16 protein-coding genes are annotated in these 18606 nt (G+C 61.9%); 6 read left to right on the plus strand and 10 right to left on the minus strand.

Features of this window, described 5'->3' with window-relative positions:
* Position 1: 1 nt before the first annotated feature.
* The 9 genes from rpsA to gyrA all read right to left on the minus strand — a co-directional run bounded on the left by rpsA (position 2) and on the right by gyrA (position 11275).
* Positions 2 to 1678 carry a 30S ribosomal protein S1 gene (gene rpsA / locus KW842_RS09855; RefSeq protein WP_218303917.1) on the minus strand — a complete coding sequence of 559 codons (1677 nt, stop codon included), beginning with the start codon at positions 1676 to 1678 and terminating at the stop codon, positions 2 to 4.
* Between the two features lie 70 nt (positions 1679 to 1748).
* On the minus strand, positions 1749 to 2417 hold the full coding sequence (gene cmk, locus KW842_RS09860; protein ID WP_218303918.1) for a (d)CMP kinase: 669 nt from the start codon (positions 2415 to 2417) through the stop codon (positions 1749 to 1751).
* Between the two features lie 5 nt (positions 2418 to 2422).
* On the minus strand, positions 2423 to 3736 hold the full coding sequence (gene aroA / locus KW842_RS09865) for a 3-phosphoshikimate 1-carboxyvinyltransferase (protein ID WP_218303919.1): 1314 nt from the start codon (positions 3734 to 3736) through the stop codon (positions 2423 to 2425).
* A gap of 47 nt (positions 3737 to 3783) precedes the next feature.
* Entirely contained in the window at positions 3784 to 4695 is a 912-nt protein-coding gene (locus tag KW842_RS09870; RefSeq protein WP_218303920.1) for a prephenate dehydrogenase/arogenate dehydrogenase family protein, read from the minus strand.
* Positions 4696 to 5805, minus strand: coding sequence for a histidinol-phosphate transaminase (gene hisC, locus KW842_RS09875; RefSeq protein WP_218303921.1), 1110 nt, complete (start codon positions 5803 to 5805; stop codon positions 4696 to 4698). It abuts the gene before it with no gap.
* Positions 5806 to 5822: 17 nt separating this feature from the next.
* Entirely contained in the window at positions 5823 to 6896 is a 1074-nt protein-coding gene (gene pheA / locus KW842_RS09880) for a prephenate dehydratase (RefSeq protein ID WP_218303922.1), read from the minus strand.
* Between the two features lie 7 nt (positions 6897 to 6903).
* Positions 6904 to 8001, minus strand: coding sequence for a 3-phosphoserine/phosphohydroxythreonine transaminase (gene serC, locus KW842_RS09885; protein WP_218303923.1), 1098 nt, complete (start codon positions 7999 to 8001; stop codon positions 6904 to 6906).
* Between the two features lie 25 nt (positions 8002 to 8026).
* Entirely contained in the window at positions 8027 to 8563 is a 537-nt protein-coding gene (locus KW842_RS09890) for a DUF2059 domain-containing protein (RefSeq protein WP_218303924.1), read from the minus strand.
* An 81-nt stretch (positions 8564 to 8644) separates the two neighbouring features.
* Positions 8645 to 11275, minus strand: a complete 2631-nt coding sequence (gyrA, locus tag KW842_RS09895; protein ID WP_218303925.1) for a DNA gyrase subunit A — start codon at positions 11273 to 11275, stop codon at positions 8645 to 8647.
* A 404-nt stretch (positions 11276 to 11679) separates the two neighbouring features.
* On the opposite strand from gyrA, the gene ompA reads away from it, so the two are divergent.
* The 5 genes from ompA (at position 11680) to KW842_RS09920 (ending at position 16285) form a co-directional block, all read left to right on the plus strand.
* Positions 11680 to 12393, plus strand: a complete 714-nt coding sequence (ompA, locus tag KW842_RS09900) for an outer membrane protein OmpA (RefSeq protein WP_218303926.1) — start codon at positions 11680 to 11682, stop codon at positions 12391 to 12393.
* Between the two features lie 93 nt (positions 12394 to 12486).
* The gene (gene ubiG, locus KW842_RS09905; protein WP_218303927.1) at positions 12487 to 13182 is read left to right on the plus strand and encodes a bifunctional 2-polyprenyl-6-hydroxyphenol methylase/3-demethylubiquinol 3-O-methyltransferase UbiG; all 696 of its coding nucleotides are present in this window, start codon (positions 12487 to 12489) and stop codon (positions 13180 to 13182) included.
* A gap of 2 nt (positions 13183 to 13184) precedes the next feature.
* Complete coding sequence (locus KW842_RS09910; RefSeq protein WP_218303928.1) at positions 13185 to 13874, plus strand: HAD family hydrolase; 690 nt, start codon at positions 13185 to 13187, stop codon at positions 13872 to 13874.
* Positions 13875 to 14051: 177 nt separating this feature from the next.
* Complete coding sequence (locus KW842_RS09915) at positions 14052 to 15080, plus strand: hypothetical protein (protein WP_218303929.1); 1029 nt, start codon at positions 14052 to 14054, stop codon at positions 15078 to 15080.
* 107 nt (positions 15081 to 15187) lie between these two features.
* Entirely contained in the window at positions 15188 to 16285 is a 1098-nt protein-coding gene (locus KW842_RS09920) for a hypothetical protein (RefSeq protein WP_218303930.1), read from the plus strand.
* On the opposite strand, the gene KW842_RS09925 is transcribed toward KW842_RS09920, so the two are convergent.
* Positions 16282 to 17553, minus strand: a complete 1272-nt coding sequence (locus tag KW842_RS09925; protein WP_218303931.1) for an O-acetylhomoserine aminocarboxypropyltransferase/cysteine synthase family protein — start codon at positions 17551 to 17553, stop codon at positions 16282 to 16284. The two genes, KW842_RS09920 and KW842_RS09925, sit on opposite strands and share 4 nt — an antisense overlap.
* A gap of 139 nt (positions 17554 to 17692) precedes the next feature.
* Between KW842_RS09925 and KW842_RS09930 the strand changes: the two genes are divergently transcribed.
* The gene (locus KW842_RS09930; protein WP_218304272.1) at positions 17693 to 18565 is read left to right on the plus strand and encodes an RNA polymerase sigma-70 factor; all 873 of its coding nucleotides are present in this window, start codon (positions 17693 to 17695) and stop codon (positions 18563 to 18565) included.
* The last annotated feature ends 41 nt before the right edge of the window (positions 18566 to 18606 follow it).

An 18606-nucleotide genomic window follows, 5' to 3' on the forward strand; every position in this document is an offset into this window, starting at 1 on the left:
CTTAGTTCTTGTTGTCCAGCTTAGCCTTCAGCAGTGCGCCCAGGCTGGTGGTGCCCGAAGCAGCGTTGCTGTCCGAAGCGATGTTTTTCATCGCTTCAGCGGTGTCAGCCGAATCTTTAGCTTTGATCGACAGCTGGATCGAACGTGCTTTACGGTCGATGTTGATCACCAGAGCTTCGACGGAGTCGCCGACTTTCAGGTGGGTGCCAGCATCTTCCACGCGGTCACGCGAGATTTCCGAAGCGCGCAGGTAGCCTTCAACTTCTTCCGACAGTTGGATCACGGCGCCTTTAGGCTCAACCGATTTAACGGTACCGGTCACCAGCGAACCTTTGTCGTTCATGGCTGCGTAGTTGTTGAATGGATCGCCTTCCAGTTGCTTAACGCCCAGGGAAACGCGCTCACGCTCAACGTCGATCGCCAGAACGATGGCTTCCAGTTCGTCACCTTTCTTGAACTTGCGTACGGCTTCTTCGCCGGACTCGGTCCACGACAGGTCGGACAGGTGTACCAGGCCGTCGATGTTGCCAGCCAGACCGATGAACACGCCGAAGTCGGTGATCGATTTGATCGCGCCTTTGACTTTGTCACCTTTCTTATGGGTCACGCCGAAGTCGTCCCATGGGTTGGCTTTGCACTGTTTCATGCCCAGCGAAATACGGCGACGCTCTTCGTCGATTTCCAGTACCATCACTTCTACTTCGTCGCCCAGTTGGACAACTTTATTAGGAGCGACGTTTTTGTTGGTCCAGTCCATTTCCGACACGTGAACCAGGCCTTCGATGCCTTGTTCAACTTCAACGAACGCGCCGTAGTCGGTCAGATTGGTTACTTTACCGAACAGGCGGGTGCCTTGTGGGTAACGACGCGACAGACCGGTCCATGGGTCATCGCCCAGTTGCTTCACGCCCAGCGAAACACGGTTCTTCTCTTGATCGTATTTCAGGACTTTAGCGGTGATCTCTTGACCAACGGTCAGCACTTCCGATGGGTGACGCACACGACGCCATGCCAGGTCGGTGATGTGCAGCAGGCCGTCGATGCCGCCCAGATCCACGAACGCGCCGTAGTCGGTGATGTTTTTCACAACGCCGGTCACCACGGTGCCTTCTTTCAGCGTTTCCATCAGTTTCTGACGCTCTTCGCCCATCGAAGCTTCGATGACGGCGCGACGCGACAGAACCACGTTGTTACGCTTGCGGTCCAGTTTGATCACTTTGAATTCGAGGGTTTTGCCTTCGAATGGGGTGGTGTCTTTGACTGGACGGGTGTCCACCAGCGAACCTGGCAGGAAGGCACGGATGCCGTTGGTCAGAACGGTCAGGCCGCCCTTGACTTTGCCGTTCACGGTGCCGACGACGATCTCGCCCGACTCCATTGCTTTTTCCAGTGCCAGCCACGAAGCCAGACGCTTGGCTTTGTCGCGCGACAGGATGGTATCGCCGAAACCATTTTCCAGCGATTCGATGGCCACGGAAACGAAGTCACCTACTTTGACTTCCAGTTCGCCTTGGTCATTTTTGAATTCTTCAACAGGGATGAAAGCTTCCGATTTCAGGCCTGCGTTGACGATCACGAAGTTGTGATCCAGACGAACGACTTCAGCCGAAATTACTTCGCCCGAGCGCATATCTTGACGCGACAGGGATTCTTCGAAGAGGGCTGCAAAACTTTCCATAATAAACTTCCAGGTCAGCCAGTAAGGCTCGCAGGATGCGACTTCAACTGGGTTAGGTTAATAAAAGGTATTACTTGGTGATGCCGGCGTACCATTTCAAGACCTGGTCGACTGCTGCATCAGCGGTCATTTCCGAGGTATCGAGCACGTACGCGCCTTCTGGCGGGACCAGCGGCGCGATGGTCCGTTTCATATCACGGTCGTCGCGGGCCTGCAAATCCATCAGGAGGTCTTCCATATTAGCAGAAATTCCCTTGTCTATCAATTGCTTATAACGGCGCCCTGCGCGCGCTGCCACGGAGGCGGTCAAAAACACCTTCAGCGGGGCATGCGGGAAGATCACCGAACCCATGTCGCGTCCGTCCGCCACCAGGCCGGGCGCCTTGCGGAAGCCCAGCTGCAGCCCGGTCAGCGCATGCCGTACCGCCGGGAAGGTGGCGATCCTGGAGGCGGTGTTGCCGACCTCTTCGGCGCGGATCGCGTCGGTGACGTTTTCGTGCGACAGAATGATGTCGCCCCCCTGGAAGCTGCAATGCAGGTGCTCGGCCAGCTTGGCCAGCGCGTGCTCGTCAGCCAGGTCGGTCTGGCGGCGCAGCGCCGACAGCGCCGTCAAGCGGTACAGCGCGCCCGAGTCCAGGTAATGGAAGCCGAGCTTATCGGCAACGCGGTGTGCGACCGTGCCCTTGCCGGATGCGGTAGGGCCGTCGATGGTGATGACTGGAATCTGGGAAGTTGGCATATCGTTTATTGTGCGATTTTTGCAAATGCGCTGAAGTAGTCAGGGAAAGTCTTGTTCACGCACTTGGGATCGTTGATGCGGGTGACTGCCCCCTTGCGCAGCGCGCCGTCCAGCGACACCAGCGAGAAGCACATCGCCATGCGGTGATCGTCGTAAGTATCGATGGTAGCAGCTGCGATGGCCGCAGGTGGCGTGACTTTGATGTAGTCCGGGCCTTCTTCGACGATGGCGCCAACCTTGCGCAGTTCGGTGGCCATGGCGGCGATGCGGTCGGTTTCCTTGACGCGCCAGCTGGCAATGTTGCGCAGCGTCGACGGGCCGTCGGCGTACAGCGCGGCCACGGCAATGGTCATGGCGGCGTCGGGGATGTGATTGAAATCGGCGTCGATGGCTTTCAGCGGGCCGTTGGCGCGCGCTTCGATCCAGTTGTCGCCCATGGTGATCTGCGCGCCCATCTGCTCCAGCGCGGCGGCAAAGCGCACGTCGCCCTGGATGCTGTTGTTGCCCACGCCCTCGACCCGCACCGGTCCGCCGCCGATCGCGCCGGCCGCCAGGAAGTACGATGCCGACGAAGCGTCGCCTTCAACGTGGATGGTGCCGGGCGATTGATAGATCTGGCCTGGCTGGATGGTGAAGGATGTCCAGCCGTTCTGCTCGACCTTGACGCCGAAGCGGCGGATCAGGTTCAGCGTGATTTCGATGTAAGGCTTGGAGATCAGTTCACCGATCACGTCGATGGTGATCGCGTGGTCCCTGGCCATCAGCGGCGCCACCATCAGCAGCGCGGTCAGGAACTGGCTCGACACATCGCCGCGCACCGACAGGCGCTGGGTGGTGATCTTGCCTTGTTTGATGTGCAGCGGCGGGTAGCCTGGGTTGCCGGTGTACTCAACGTTGGTGCCGGCGGCGTTGAGCGCGTCGACCAGGTCGCCGATCGGACGCTCGTGCATGCGTGGCACGCCGTGCAGCGTGTAGTCGCCACCGATAACGGCCAGCGCGGCGGTCAACGGGCGAATCGCCGTGCCGGCATTCCCCATAAACAAATCCGCCGACTTATTCGGTAGCACGCCGGCCACGCCAGTAACGTGATGGATGGTGCCGGTGGCGGTTTTCTCTTCGTGCCATTGCACGCCGAGCGAGCGCAGCGCGGCCAGCATCACGGCAGTGTCGTCCGATGCCAGCAAATCCACAATCGCCACCTGCCCTTGCGACAGCGCCGCCAGCAGCAGGATGCGGTTGGAGATGGACTTGGAGCCCGGCAGGCGCACCGCGCCTTTAACGTGAGCGACCGTTTGCAGGTCAATATATTCGTGAGTCATTTGTTTTCCTTAACTTCGGGGTCCGAATGTCGGCACTGACCCCGAATTTACTCTTTATCGGGCGACGGCGGCGCTTCGGCCGTTTCAATCGCGGTGATCCACTGGTGGCGGGCATGCTGGGCGTTGCTGTAGACGCGCTCCAGCGCCGCGCCGTCGTTGGCCGCCAGTTGCGCGCGCAGCAGCGTCAATTGTGCCATGTACGCATCCAGCTCCGCCAACAAGGCTGGCTGATTGGCCAGGCTGATATCACGCCACATCTCCGGCGACGAGCCGGCGATCCGCGTGAAATCACGGAAGCCGCTGGCCGCATACTGGAACAGCAAGTCCGCATGCGGCTTCCTGGCGATGTCGTCCACCAGCGCGTAAGCCAGCAGGTGCGGCAGGTGGCTGACGGCAGCGAACACTTTGTCATGCTCGGCCGGCGTCAGGCGGTGGATGATGGCGCCACAGGCGCGCCATGCGGCGGCCACGCGTTCGACATCATCGGCGCTGTTTTCTTCCAGCGCGGTCAGCACCACTTTCCTGCCGATGTAGAGGTGGTCAATGGCGGCGTCGGGGCCGTTGGTTTCGCGGCCAGCGATCGGGTGGCCCGGCACGAACTGCGCGATCCTGCCGCCCAGCGCGCGGCGTGCGGACTCCACCACGTCGGACTTGGTGCTGCCCGCGTCGGTGACCACCGTGCCTTCACTCAGGTGCGGCGCGATCGCCGTCAGGATGGCCTCAGTCTGCGCCACCGGCGCCGCCAGCAACACCAGGTCAGCCCCGGCCAGCGCTACCGCCAGCGATGGCTCGCCGCTCACGCCGATGGCGTCAATGATGCCCAACTCCAGCGCACGCGCCATCGACGCGGCCGAGCGGCCAACGCCAACGATCTCGCGTACCGCGCCGGCCTTCTTCAGCGCCCGCGCAAACGAGCCGCCGATCAGGCCTACGCCAAATATAACGACTTTGTTCAGCATTTACTCCGCCAGTGCATTCGTCAGCGCTTCGATGAAGGCTTCGTTCTCTTCCGGCAGGCCGATCGAGATGCGCAGCCATTCCGGCAAGCCGTAGTTGCCGACCGGGCGCACGATCACGCCCTGCTTCAGCAACGCCAGGTTGATGCGCGCGCCGGCGCCGGCATCGTCGCCCACTTTGACCAGCACGAAGTTGCCGTACGATGGCACATACTCCAGGCCCAGCTTATCGAACGCGGTCACCAGCTGCTGATAGCCGGCGCTATTGTTCTCCGCGCCCTTCTGCAGGAATGCCGTGTCGTTCAAGGCCGCGATAGCCGCCGCCTGCGCCAGCGAATTGACGTTGAACGGCTGGCGAATGCGGTTCATCAAATCCGTCAGCGCCGGCTGCGCAATCGCAAAGCCCACGCGCAGACCAGCCAGGCCATACGCCTTCGAGAAGGTACGCGACACCAGCAGGTTGGGATACTTCTTCACCCAAGCCGCCGATTCAAACTGGTTCTCGGCCGACAGGAATTCGTTATAGGCCTCGTCCAGCACCACCACCACATGTGCCGGCACCTTGGCCAGGAAGGCTTCGATGTCAGCGGCGGGAATAAACGTGCCGGTCGGATTGTTCGGGTTGGCGATGAACACCAGCCGCGTGTCTTCGCGGATCGCCGCCAGCATCGCCGGCAAATCGTGACCATGCGCCTTGGCCGGCACCACGATGTGCTGCGCGCCGACGCCCTGGGTCGCCAGCGCGTACACGGCGAACGAATACTGCGCATACACAATCGACTGCCCGCGCTCGACAAACGCGTGCGCGGCGATTTCCAGAATGTCGTTGGAGCCGTTGCCCAGCGTGATCCAGTCCGCCGGCACGTCGTAGCGCTTGGCCAGCGCACCTTTCAGATCGAAGCCGTTGGCGTCCGGGTAGCGGCCCAGCTCCGCCACGGCGGCGGCCATCGCCTGCCTGGCCGATTCCGGCACGCCGAACGGATTTTCATTCGATGCCAGTTTGACGATGCTGGCCTCATCCAGGCCAAACTCGCGCGCGACTTCAGCGATCGGTTTGCCAGCCTGGTAAGGCGCGATAGCGCGGACGTATTCCGGGCCGTAGTTCTTGCTCATGATGTCTCTCTTTATGATCAGGTCAGGCTGACCGGGTAGGAACCCAGCACCTTGAAGAACGCGGCATTGCCGCGCAGCTCATCCAGCGCCTTGGCCACGGCGGCATCCTGCACATGGCCCTCAACGTCAACGTAGAAATAATATTCCCAGGTGCCGGTGCGTGCCGGGCGCGACTCGAAGCGCGTCATCGACACGCCATGCTGCGCCAGCGAACCAAGCAGGCGATAAATCGAACCCGCCTTGTGCGGCGCCGCCAGCGCCAGCGAGGTGCGGTCCTCGCCCGACGGACCGGCCTGCAGCGAACCAATCACCGCGAAGCGGGTACGGTTGTGAGGATCGTCCTGGATATTGGCCTTGACCGTACCCAGGCTGTAGCGCACGCCAGCGCGTTCGCCAGCGATGGCCGCCAGCGCGTGATTGTCGCGCGCCATGCGCGCCGCCTCGGCGTTGGAGGACACAGCGATGCGCTCCAGGTCCGGGTAATTATTATTCAGCCAGATCTGGCACTGGGCCAGCGCCTGCGCATGGGCGCAAATGGCGGTCACACCATCCATATTGCCGCTGCCGGTCAGCAGGCTGTGACGCACCGCGATCGACACTTCGCCGCTGATGGTCAGCGGCGTGTGCAGCAGCAGATCGAGCGTGCGGCCAATCGCGCCTTCGGTCGAATTCTCGACCGGCACCACGCCGAATTCCGCCGTGCCGGCCTCGGTGGCACGGAATACTTCATCGATCGAGGAGCACGACAGCACGTCCACCGCGCTGCCGAATTGTTCGTACACCGCCTGCTCGCTGTAAGTGCCGGCCGGGCCGAGGAAGGCCACGGTGACGCGTTTCTCCAGCGAGCGGCAAGCGGACATGATTTCGCGCCAGATGGTTTGCAGCTCGGCGTTGCCCATCGGGCCAGGATTGCGCTCGGCCACGCCGCGCAGCACCTGCGCCTCGCGCTCGGGACGGAATACCGGTGCGCCGGTTTCAGCTTTCACATGGCCCACTTCCTGCGCGACGCGCGCGCGCTGGTTCAGCAGGTCGAGGATTTGCGCGTCGATCGAATCGATCTGTTCGCGCAAGGGTTTGAGTTTGTCGTTCATAGGGGGCTTATTTGCCGGCGCGGCCGGCGAATTCGTTCAAGTAGTCTACGAGCGCTTGCACGCCCTCGATAGGCATCGCGTTGTAGATCGATGCGCGCATACCGCCGACGGACTTGTGGCCCTTCAGTTGCAGCAGCCCGCGCGCTTTCGCGCCGGCCAGGAATGCCTCGTTCTTGCTCTCGTCCTTCAGGTAGAAGGGCACGTTCATGCGCGAACGGTTTTGCCGCGCCACGCGGTTTTGGTAAAAGTCGTCCGCGTCCAATGCGGCGTACAGCAGATCGGCCTTGGCCTTGGCGCGGCGCTCCATCTCGGCCACGCCGCCCTGCTGCTTCAACCACTGGAACACCAGGCCGGCGATATAGATGCCGTAGGTAGGCGGCGTGTTATACATCGACTCATTGTCAGCCACCAGCTTGAAATCAAACGCCGACGGGCAGACCGGCAGCGCCTTGCCCAGCAGGTCGTCACGGATAATGACGATGGTGACGCCGGCCGGGCCGATGTTCTTCTGCGCGCCGGCGAAGATCACGCCGTACTTGGCCACGTCGATCACACGCGACAAAATGTGCGAGGACATATCGGCCACCAGCACGCGTTCCGCGAAGCGGGCGTCGCTGAAGTCCGGCTGGTACTCCACACCGTCGATGGTCTCGTTGGTGCACATGTGCAGATAGGCTGCGCTTGCGGCAGGCGTAAGTTGCCACTCTGCCTGCGGCGGCACCGCCGATGTCGACGACGCGGCGATATTCACCTTGGCGTACTTGCCGGCTTCCTTGATGGATTTGCCCGACCACGAACCGGTATGAATGAAATCGATGGTTGCACCGGCGGGCTTGTGGCCCAGCAGGTTCAACGGGATCAGGGCGTTCTGCGACAGACCGCCGCCCTGCATGAACAAAATCTTGTAATTGTCCGGTACTGCCAGCAGCTCGCGCAGATCGCGCTCGGCTGCCTGGTAAATCGACATAAACTCCGGTCCGCGGTGGCTCATCTCCATCACCGACATGCCGCTGCCATGCCAATCCAGCATTTCGGCGGCGGCTTGCGTCAGCACTTCCTTCGGCAGTACGGCGGGGCCGGCGGAAAAGTTAAAGATTTGCGTCACGTTGCATTCCTTATGATGTGGGGTGTTACTTGGCTTGCTGCTGCATCTTTTGCAGCATCGGGCCGATGCGGCGCTGGACGATCTGCTGGCCGATCTGCATGCCCTCGCCCATCAGCTGCGGCATCAGGTTCAGCATCTTGGCGCCGACCGGCGTGCGGTAGAAGGCGGTGATCTGCTTCAGTTCATCGGCGCTGAAATGGCGTGCATAAATCGGCACGGTTTCCGCCAGGATGTCGTCCACCAGTCCAGGATCGTTCATCACATCCTGCATCGCCTTGACCACGCCAGGCAGCTCGGTTTCCAGCTTGGCCAGCGCCTTCTGCTTGTCGTCGGCGCTCATCTGGTTATTGTTCTTGATCGCCGCTTCGGCGCCGCCGCGCAGCGATGCAGCCAGGCCTTGCGACATCTGCTGCATCGCGCCAACCATCACGGCGCGGTAGTTCATCGAGTCGAACAGTTCCTTGGCGGCGGCGGTGGAAGCCGCGTCGGCTTGGGCGTACACGGCGACTGGCGCGGCGGCCAGGGCCATCGATACCATCAGGCTTGCTACGATTTTCTTCATTTTATCTCCTTGAAATAACAACGGGGCCAGTTCTATTGGCGCGCAATAGTCGTGGCCCCGCTGGCTCATGTTAAGTGAGCTTTACTCCGTCGCTGAATCCGGGCCCGGTTCCAGCTCGACTTCGTCAATATCCGTCTCGACCACGCGCTGCAGGCCGGACAGCTTGGTGCCGTCTTCCACTGCGATCAGGGTCACGCCCTGGGTGGCGCGGCCCATCTCGCGGATCTCCGACACGCGGGTGCGGATCAGCACACCACCGGTGGTGATCAGCATGATCTCGTCGGTCGAATCGACCAGCGTTGCCGCCACCACCTTGCCGTTACGCTCGGAGGTCTGGATCGCGATCATGCCCTTGGTACCACGGCCGTGACGGGTGTACTCGGTGATCGGGGTACGCTTGCCGAAGCCGTTCTCGGTCGCGGTCAGCACCGACTGCTGCTCGTTCTCGGCCACCAGCAGCGCGATCACGCGCTGGCCTTCGTCGAGGTTCATGCCGCGCACGCCACGGGCGTTGCGGCCCATCGGACGCACATCGTTCTCGTCGAAGCGCACTGCCTTGCCGGCGTCGGAGAACAGCATCACATCGTGCTGGCCGTCGGTCAGCGCGGCGCCGATCAGGAAGTCGCCATCGTCCAGGTCGACCGCGATGATGCCGGCCTTGCGTGGATTGCTGAAGTCTTTCAGCGGCGTTTTCTTGACGGTGCCCAGGCTGGTCGACATGAACACATAGTGGTCTTCCGGGAAGGTGCGGTTTTCGCCCGACAGCGGCAGGATCACCGTGATCTTCTCGTTGTCCGCCAATGGGAACATATTGACGATCGGCTTGCCGCGCGAGTTGCGCGAGCCTTGCGGCACTTCCCATACCTTCAGCCAGTACATGCGGCCACGGTCGGAGAAGCACAGGATGTAGTCGTGGGTGTTGGCGATGAACAGCTGGTCGATCCAGTCCTCGTCCTTGGTCGCCATCGCCTGCTTGCCGCGGCCGCCGCGTTTCTGCGAGCGGTACTCGGAAATCGGCTGCGACTTCATGTAGCCAGTGTGCGACAAGGTCACCACCATGTCCTGCGGGGTGATCAGGTCTTCGGTATTCAGATCGCTGGCGTTGTGCTCGATATTGGAGCGGCGCGGGTCTTTGGCAGGGTCGCCGAACTCGCCCACCATCGAGGTCATCTCGTCGGTGATGATGGTGGTCACGCGGGCCGGCTTGGACAGGATGTCCAGCAGGTCGGCAATTTCCGCCATCACGTCCTTGTACTCGTTGACGATCTTGTCCTGTTCCAGGCCAGTCAGGCGCTGCAGGCGCATTTGCAGGATTTCCTGCGCTTGGTCGTCGGACAGCTTGTACAGGCCGTCGGTCTGCATGCCATAGTGTTTCGGCAGGTGTTCCGGACGGAAGGCGTCAATGCCGCCAGCGGTCGGGCCTTCGCCGGTACGGGCCAGCATCTCGCGCACCAGCGACGAATCCCAGGATTTTTCCATCAGCGCGGTCTTCGCCACCGGCGGGGTTGGCGCCGCCTTGATGATGGCGATGAACTCGTCGATATTGGCCAGCGCTACCGCCAGGCCTTCCAGCACGTGGCCGCGCTCGCGCGCCTTGCGCAGCTCGAACACGGTGCGGCGCGTGACCACTTCGCGGCGGTGCGACAGGAAGCACGACAGCATTTCCTTCAGGTTCAGCAGCTTGGGCTGGCCGTCGACCAGCGCCACCATATTCATGCCGAAGGTGTCTTGCAGCTGAGTCTGTTTGTAGAGGTTGTTCAGCACCACTTCCGGCACTTCACCGCGCTTCAGCTCGATGACCACGCGCATGCCCGATTTATCGGACTCGTCGCGGATGTCGGAAATGCCTTCCAGCTTTTTGTCGCGCACGTTTTCGGCGATGCGCTCCAGCAGCGATTTCTTGTTGACCTGGTACGGCAGCTCGTCCACGATGATGGCGGTGCGGCCGCCGTCCTTGCCATACTCTTCATAGTGGGTCTTGGCGCGCATCACCACCCGGCCACGGCCGGTGCGGTAGCCGTCGCGCACGCCCGATACGCCGTAGATGGTGCCGCCGGTCGGGAAGTCCGGCGCCGGGATCAGTTCGATCAGTTCGTCGATCGAGCATTCCGGGTTGTTCAGCACGTGCAGCGCGCCGGCAATCACCTCATGCAGATTGTGCGGCGGGATATTGGTGGCCATACCCACCGCGATGCCGGACGAGCCGTTGATCAGCAGGTTGGGAATGCGGGTCGGCAGTACCGTTGGTTCTTTTTCCTTGCCGTCATAGTTGGGCTGGAAGTCGACCGTGTCCTTGTCGATGTCGGCCAGCAGTTCGCTGGAAATCTTGTCGAGGCGGCACTCGGTGTAACGCATCGCCGCAGCGCCATCGCCGTCGACCGAGCCGAAGTTACCCTGGCCGTCGACCAGCATGTAGCGCAGCGAGAAGTCCTGCGCCATACGCACCAGCGTGTCGTAAATCGAGGCGTCGCCGTGCGGGTGATACTTACCCATGGTCTCGCCCACCACACGGGCGCACTTGACGTAGGGACGATTCCACACGTTGTTCATTTCGTGCATCGAATACAAGACCCGGCGGTGCACCGGCTTCAGGCCGTCACGCACGTCCGGCAAGGCGCGGCCTACGATCACGCTCATGGCGTAATCGAGGTAGCTCTTGCGCATCTCTTCTTCCAGGGAAATTGGGATTGTTTCTTTTGCGAATTGATCCATTGGCGGGTCGTTTACTGTGGTTTATTGAGCCTCCCCCAAGGGGAAGGCAAGCGTACGATTTTAGCATGGGTGTACGGCCACTAGCGGAAAACCGCGTTCCCCTAGCATCTATGCGGTGCCGCGCACCGTCGCGCACGGTAACAAGTTGTAATATTCATGACACATTACTCAATTATTATCGACAATCACGTTGCAACAAAACAACATTTTGGTCGAATCCGAAATAGCGCCATGTTGGAGCTTTTTAAACGACTTTAATCGCTTGTGGCAAAATGGACGAGAAGTCAATTGCTTGATTCGCAAGCGGGAAATGAGTGTGACGCCCCTGCGTGGTAGAATTCCTCTACGCAAAGAACTACGTCGCGCAGTTTTCTGCAGATATCACCCCCGAAAGGAAGAAAAATATGAAAAAACTGATTTCGATGCTGGCCATTTCGGCTGCATTCGCTGGTTCGGCCATCGCACAGACCCCAACCGCCCCACCGTACGCACCGGTCACCCAGGACATCAAGGCTGCAACGCCTAAGAGTGCCTACGTGCAAGACGCACGTGGCATCATTGCCCGCGACCCGTTCGGCCTGTGCTGGCGCACCGGCTACTGGACCCCGGCTGATGCCGTGCCAGGTTGCGATCTGCCACTGTGCGTAGAGCCAGAAAAACTGGAAAACGGCAAATGCGTGGCACCGCCACCACCGCCAGCTGCACCAGCACCGGCTCCGGCCCCTGCGCCAGCACCGGCACCAGTGCCAGCACCAGTACCAACCGCACAAAAAGTGAGCTTCGCTGCTGACGCCTTCTTCGACTTCGACAAGGCCGTGCTGAAACCAGAAGGCAAAGCCAAGCTGGATGACGTGACCTCGAAACTGGGTTCGATCAACCTGGAAGTCATCATCGCCGTTGGCCACACCGACTCGGTTGGTTCGGATGAGTACAACCAGAAGCTGTCGGTACGCCGCGCTGAAGCCGTTAAAGCCTACATCATCTCGAAAGGCGTTGAAGCCAATCGCGTGTACACCGAAGGCAAAGGCGAGAAGCAACCTGTAGCGGACAACAAAACCGCTGAAGGCCGCGCTAAAAACCGTCGCGTAGAAATCGAAGTGGTCGGCACCAGCAAGTAATTCGCTGCGCTGAACACTGAAAGCCCCGCTCTGCGGGGCTTTTTTTTATCCTGTGCTTTAGAATAGCGGGATTAGTCTTTTTCCTATCTTGCTATGAACGCTGATCCATTAGAACTGCAAAAATTCTCCGAACTCGCGCATCGCTGGTGGGACCCGACCTCGGAATTCCGCCCGCTGCACGAAATCAACCCGCTGCGCCTGGAATGGATTAACGCGCGCGCGCCGCTGGCCGGCAAGAACGTCATCGACATCGGCTGCGGCGGCGGCATCCTGTCGGAATCGATGGCGCGCAAAGGCGCGACCGTCACTGGCATCGACCTCGGCGAGAAAGCGCTGAAAGTGGCCGACCTGCACTCGCTGGAATCCGGCGTGGCGGTGCGCTACAAGCTGATCGCCGCCGAAGAGATGGCCGCCCAGGAGCCTGGCCAGTACGACGTGGTGACCTGCATGGAAATGCTGGAACACGTGCCGGACCCAGCCGCCATCGTGCGCGCCTGCGCGGCGCTGGTGAAGCCCGGTGGCCAAGTGTTCTTCTCGACGCTGAACCGCAATCCCAAGTCCTATCTGTTCGCCGTCATCGGCGCCGAATACATCTTGCGCATGCTGCCCAAGGGCACCCACGATTACGAAAAATTCATCACGCCGTCCGAGCTGTCGCAATACATCCGCAGCGCCGGCCTGGAAGTGGCCGGCTTCAAGGGCATGGGCTACAACCCGCTGACCAAGATTTATTCGCTCAACGACGACACCAGCGTCAACTATCTGGTGGCCGCGCGCCGCCCACTGTGAATATGAGCATTCCTGCTGCGCCACGCGCCATCCTGTTCGATCTCGACGGCACCCTGGCCGACACCGCGCCCGATCTGGCCGCCGCCGTCAACCTGCTGCGCAGCGTGCGCGGCCTGGCGCCGACTGACTACGCGATCCTGCGCCCTACCGCCTCGGCCGGCGCACGCGGCATGATCGGCGCGTCGTTCGGCATGACGCCCGACGATGATGGCTACCTGGCCCTGCGCGACGAATTCTTCAGCAACTACGAAGCAGCCATCGCAGTGCGCAGCAGCCTGTTTGCCGGCGTGCCGGAACTGCTGGCAGGTATCGAGGCGGCCGGGCTGCAATGGGGCGTGGTGACCAATAAGTCGAAACGCTTCACCGATCCGCTGCTGCCGCAGATCGGCCTGGGCCACGCGGCCTGCGCGATTTCCGGCGACACCACGGCGCACGCCAAGCCGCACCCGGCGCCGCTGCTGGAAGCCGCCAGCCGGCTCAAGCTGGCGCCGGAGCAATGCTGGTACGCCGGCGATGACTTGCGCGACATCCAGGCCGGCAAGGCGGCCGGCATGCTGACCATCGCCTGCGGCTGGGGCTATTGCGGCGCCGTCGAACCGCAACATTGGCAGGCAGACTACTTATTCCAGCAGCCTGCCGAGCTGCTGGCGCTGATCCAGGCGGCGCTGGCCGCAGGCGCTTTGGCGGCATAACATTCCGCCAAGTTGCAAGAAAGAATCATAGTTGCATAATTTAGTTGCCGTGTGGACAGAGTAGGCGTAGTCTCCCGCATGACTGCGTAGCATTACTTATTTCCTGAAAGCCAAAACCTCGCCGATTAGGAAAAGAGACAGTCATCCGACACTCAACTTTTCCTCATCAGGTGCATCATGAATTTCCCTGAACAGGTTGCCCAGATCCCGCAACCTTATGCAGATTCATTCGCCACCCTGCCGCAGCGGACCACCGCGCCGCAAAGCTGGATGGTCCGTGTGGCCGACGCCAAATACCATTGGTACGACCTGATCGCCGGCTTTGCCGAAAAACCCGACATCCGCGACCCGATCGGCCGCTATATGCGGCGCATGCAGTTCGAGCTGGAGGCCACTGCCGAAAAACGCCATCTGTTCCTTGCCGTCACCCGCCCACGGGTGCGCTTCGACATCACCGGCGTGGTGCAATGGGGCTTCTTTTCGCTGAAGCTGACGCTGCCGCTGCTGATGGGCGCCGAGGCGCTCAAGGAATCCATCACCATCGAGCTGAAAGTGCCGTTTGCGGCCACCATGAAAAAGCCGACCGTGATCCTGACCGAGAATTTCATCAGCCTCAATTGGGGCGGCCTGGTCGAGGTGTTTTCGGTGCACGACCTGCTGCTGACCTATGCCCACAACCTCAAGCTGCCAAGCAAGGTCGCTTACATCGGCCAGACCCGCGATGCCGAGGGCCGGCTGGGCAAGGGCCGGCTGCCGGCGCTGCACAAATTGCGCGCCCAGTTCGGCCTGGATTACGACACGCTGATCCTGGTGCTGGGCATGGAGATCGAGGTCAGCTGCGCTGAAGGCGATCCGGCCGCGCTGCCGCACAACGAGCATCCGCTGGCGGCCGACGCGCTGCAGGCCGAGCGCATCGACGCCATCGAAGCGGCGCTGATACGCTATTTTGAAGGCAGCAATCCGCGCTGGCGCCAGCTGGACGAGCGCAAGGCGCGCGCCGAACGGCTGACCGCTATCCAGGCCAGCAACAATCTGGCCCAATACACCGTCGATCTGGAGCTGCTGGAAACCGGCTGCTACAACACGCTGTGCTCGGAATTTGTCAGCTCGGCGCCGCGTCATTTGCTGAGCTGCTACGTCGCCGATGGCCTGGCCCAGGTTGCAGCCATGCCACTACCGGCGCCGGTGAAGGGCGGCAGGGGCTGAGTAGTGTTACATTGAGTGATTTCTTGATGTTGTGACACATTTCCACATGGAAATAACGCCGCTTTACAACTATAATCACTGAATCATGACACACTTGGAGCGCGCAAATGAGCAATGACGACGACGATTATCCCGATCCGTCGCCGGAAGAGCTGGGTATAGGCGCGCTGTTCGAAGACGCGCCCGAGCCTTTCCTCGATCTGCTGGCCCCACCGCCGGACGAGATGGAGGAACTGCTGCCGCTGATGCCACAGCGCAGCAACGCGCCGCAGACCTGGGTGGTCACCGTGGCCGACGCCAAATTCCACTGGTACGACCTGATCGCCGGTTTCCCGCCGGTGCCGGATATCCGCGACCCGGTTGGCCGTCACCTGCGCCGCATGCAGTTCGACCTCGAAGCGACCAGCGAGAAGCGGCTGATCTATCTCGCGGTCAGCCGTCCACGCGTGCGCTTCGATACCTCGCGCAGCACCAGTTGGGGCTTTTTCTCGCTCAAGCTGACGGTGCCGCTGCTGGTCGGCCTGGAAGAAAAAAAGGATAGCCTGACCATCGAGCTGGCGGTACCGTTTGCTGCCACGCTGAAAAAACCGTCTATCGTGATGACAGAGCAATTCATCACACTCAACTGGGGCGGCCTGATCGAGGCGCTGTCGATCCACGACCTGCTGCAACTGTATGAAAACCCGTACAACTTCAGCAGCGAGGTGCAGTACGTCGGCCAGACCAAGGACCCGCTGGGCCGGCTGGCGCGAGCGCGCGTGACCGGCGTGCAGCGCGTGCACCAGCGCTACAGCGAAGACCGCGACATGCTGCTGCTGATCCAGCGCATGAACGTGGAAGTGATGTCGCCCGACGGCGATCCGGCAGAGCTGGAGGCCAACCAGAATCCGGTGGCGGCCGACATGCTGCTGAAGGACCGCATCGACGTGGTCGAGTGCGCGCTGATCCGCTATTTCGAAGGCCCGGAAATGCACGGCCGCAGCGACCGGGAAGCCGATATCCGCCGCCAGCGCGTGCGCGAGGTGGCGGCCGCCAACAATCTGCAAAGCTTCCGCATCGACCTGCGGCTGGAAGACGGCGGCCACTACCACCAGCTGTATTCGCGCCACACCAGCGTCTCGCATAGCCATGTCATCGACTGCAGCATCGTCGACGGCAATGTGCTGGTCGAACGGGTGCCTGTGCAGGAAAAATCCCGCCCCTAAACGGCGCCCAGCGCCTGCTCCAGATCTTCCAGCAGGTCGTCGCTGTGCTCGATGCCGATCGACAGCCGCACCGTATCCACCGTCACGCCAGCCTTGGCCAGCTCTTCCTCGTTGAGCTGGCGGTGGGTGGTGCTGGCCGGATGGCAGGCCAGCGATTTGGCGTCGCCGATGTTCACCAGCCGGGTGAACAGCTTGAGCGCATCCTGGAAGCGCGCCCCGCCCTCCTTGCCGCCCTGCACGCCGAAAGTCAGCACGCCCGACGGCCGGCCGCCCAGGTAGCGCTGCGCCAGCGCATAATCCCGGTGGCCTTCCAGCCCGGCGTAATTGACCCACTTGACCTTGGCGTGGCGGCCCAGGTAGCCGGCCACCTTGCGGGTGTTGTCGACGATGCGCTCCATGCGCAGCGCAAGCGTTTCTATCCCTTGCAGCAGCAGGAAGGCGTTGAACGGCGACAGCGCCGCGCCGGTATTCCGCAACGGCACCACGCGCGCCCGGCCGATATAGGCCGCCGCGCCCAGCGCCTCGGTGTAGACCACGCCGTGGTAGGACACGTCCGGCTCGTTGAGGCGCTTGAAGCGCTGCTTGTGCTGCGCCCACGGGAACTTGCCGGAATCGATGATGGCGCCGCCAATCGAGTTGCCGTGGCCCCCCAGGTATTTGGTCAGCGAATGCACCACGATGTCGGCGCCGTGCTCGAATGGCCGCAGCAGGTAGGGCGTGGCGACGGTGTTGTCGACGATCAGCGGCACGCCGTGTGCGTGGGCCACCGCCGCGATGGCGGCGATGTCGCTGATGTTACCCAGCGGGTTGCCGATCGATTCAATGAACACCGCCTTGGTGCGTTCGTCGATCAGGCTGGCGAAGGACTGCGGATCGCGCGCGTCGGCAAAGCGGGTGCTGATGCCGAACTGCGGCAGCGTGTGGGCGAACAGATTGTAGGTGCCGCCGTACAGCGTGGCAGCCGAAACGATGTTGTCGCCCACCTCGGCGATGGTCTGGATCGCGTAGGTGATGGCGGCCTGGCCCGAGGCCAGCGCCAGCGCGCCGACGCCGCCTTCCAGCGCGGCCAGCCGTTCCTCCAGCACGTTCTGCGTCGGGTTCATGATGCGGGTGTAGATATTGCCCTGCACCTTGAGGTCGAACAGGTCGGCGCCGTGCTGGGTGTCGTCAAAGGCGTAGGCGACGGTCTGGTAGATCGGCACGGCGACCGCGCGCGTGGTCGGATCGGGCTGGTAGCCGCCGTGGACGGCGATGGTTTCCAGTTTCATGGCGTGTCTCCTTGGTTGGCGCCGCCCAAGGTAGCGCGAAGCCGGCGGCTTGGCGACGAATGATTCCAAAAAAGCAAATGCGCATTCCGGATAAGGTAAGCTGTCACAAAACGCCCGGCTGGGCCGTCTAAGTGACATGATGACCGATACCGCCATTTTCAGCGCGCTGCGCGCGCGCCTGTTCGCCACCGCCTACCGCATGCTGGGCACCCGCGCCGATGCCGAAGACGTGGTGCAGGACGCCTGGCTGCGCTGGCATGACAGCGCCCGCGCCGAGGTGCAGTCGCCAGAGGCGTGGCTGGTCACCATCACTACCCGCCTGGCAATCGACCGGCTGCGCGCCCGGCTGGCCGAGCGCGCATCGTATGTCGGCTGGTGGCTGCCGGAGCCCATTGTTGAGCTGGACCAGCAGACGCCGGAAAGCAGCGCCGAGCTGGCCAGCGAGGTGTCGATGGCTTTCCTGTGGGTGCTGCAACGGCTGTCGCCGGAGGAGCGCGCAGCCTTCCTGATGCGCCAGGTGTTCGATCACGACTACGCCGACATCGCCACCATGCTGGGCAAGAGCGAGGCCGCCTGCCGGCAAATGGTGCACAGGGCGCAAGAGCGCGTGCAGCAACAGAAGCCGCGCTTCGATGTGCCCAAGGAGCAGCACCATGCATTGCTGGGGCGCTTCATGGCCGCCGCGCAAATCGGCGACCGCGCGGCGATGAAAGCCATGCTGGCCGATGATGTGCAACTGGTGGCCGACGGCGGCGGCAAGGTCAATTCCTACCTGCGCGTGCTGCACGGCGCTGGCCGCGTGGCCGGCTCGTTCTGGTCGCTGGAGAATATGTATCCGCAGCAGGTGGCGTACCGCCAGGCGCGCGTCAACGGCGAGCCGGGGTTGCTGCGCTATGTCGATGGCAAGCTGGAATCAGCCCAGGCCTTCCGCATCGAACACGGCTGCATCGCTGCCGTCTTCATCGTCCGCAACCCCGACAAGCTGGCCGGCGTGCCGCAAACTATTTTCTGAAAGCTGTCACAAGCGCTGCGGATGGGCCGTCTAACAGTGTA

It is taken from the genome of Duganella sp. sic0402 (assembly GCF_019219065.1).
In the GTDB taxonomy this organism is placed as follows: domain Bacteria; phylum Pseudomonadota; class Gammaproteobacteria; order Burkholderiales; family Burkholderiaceae_D; genus Rugamonas.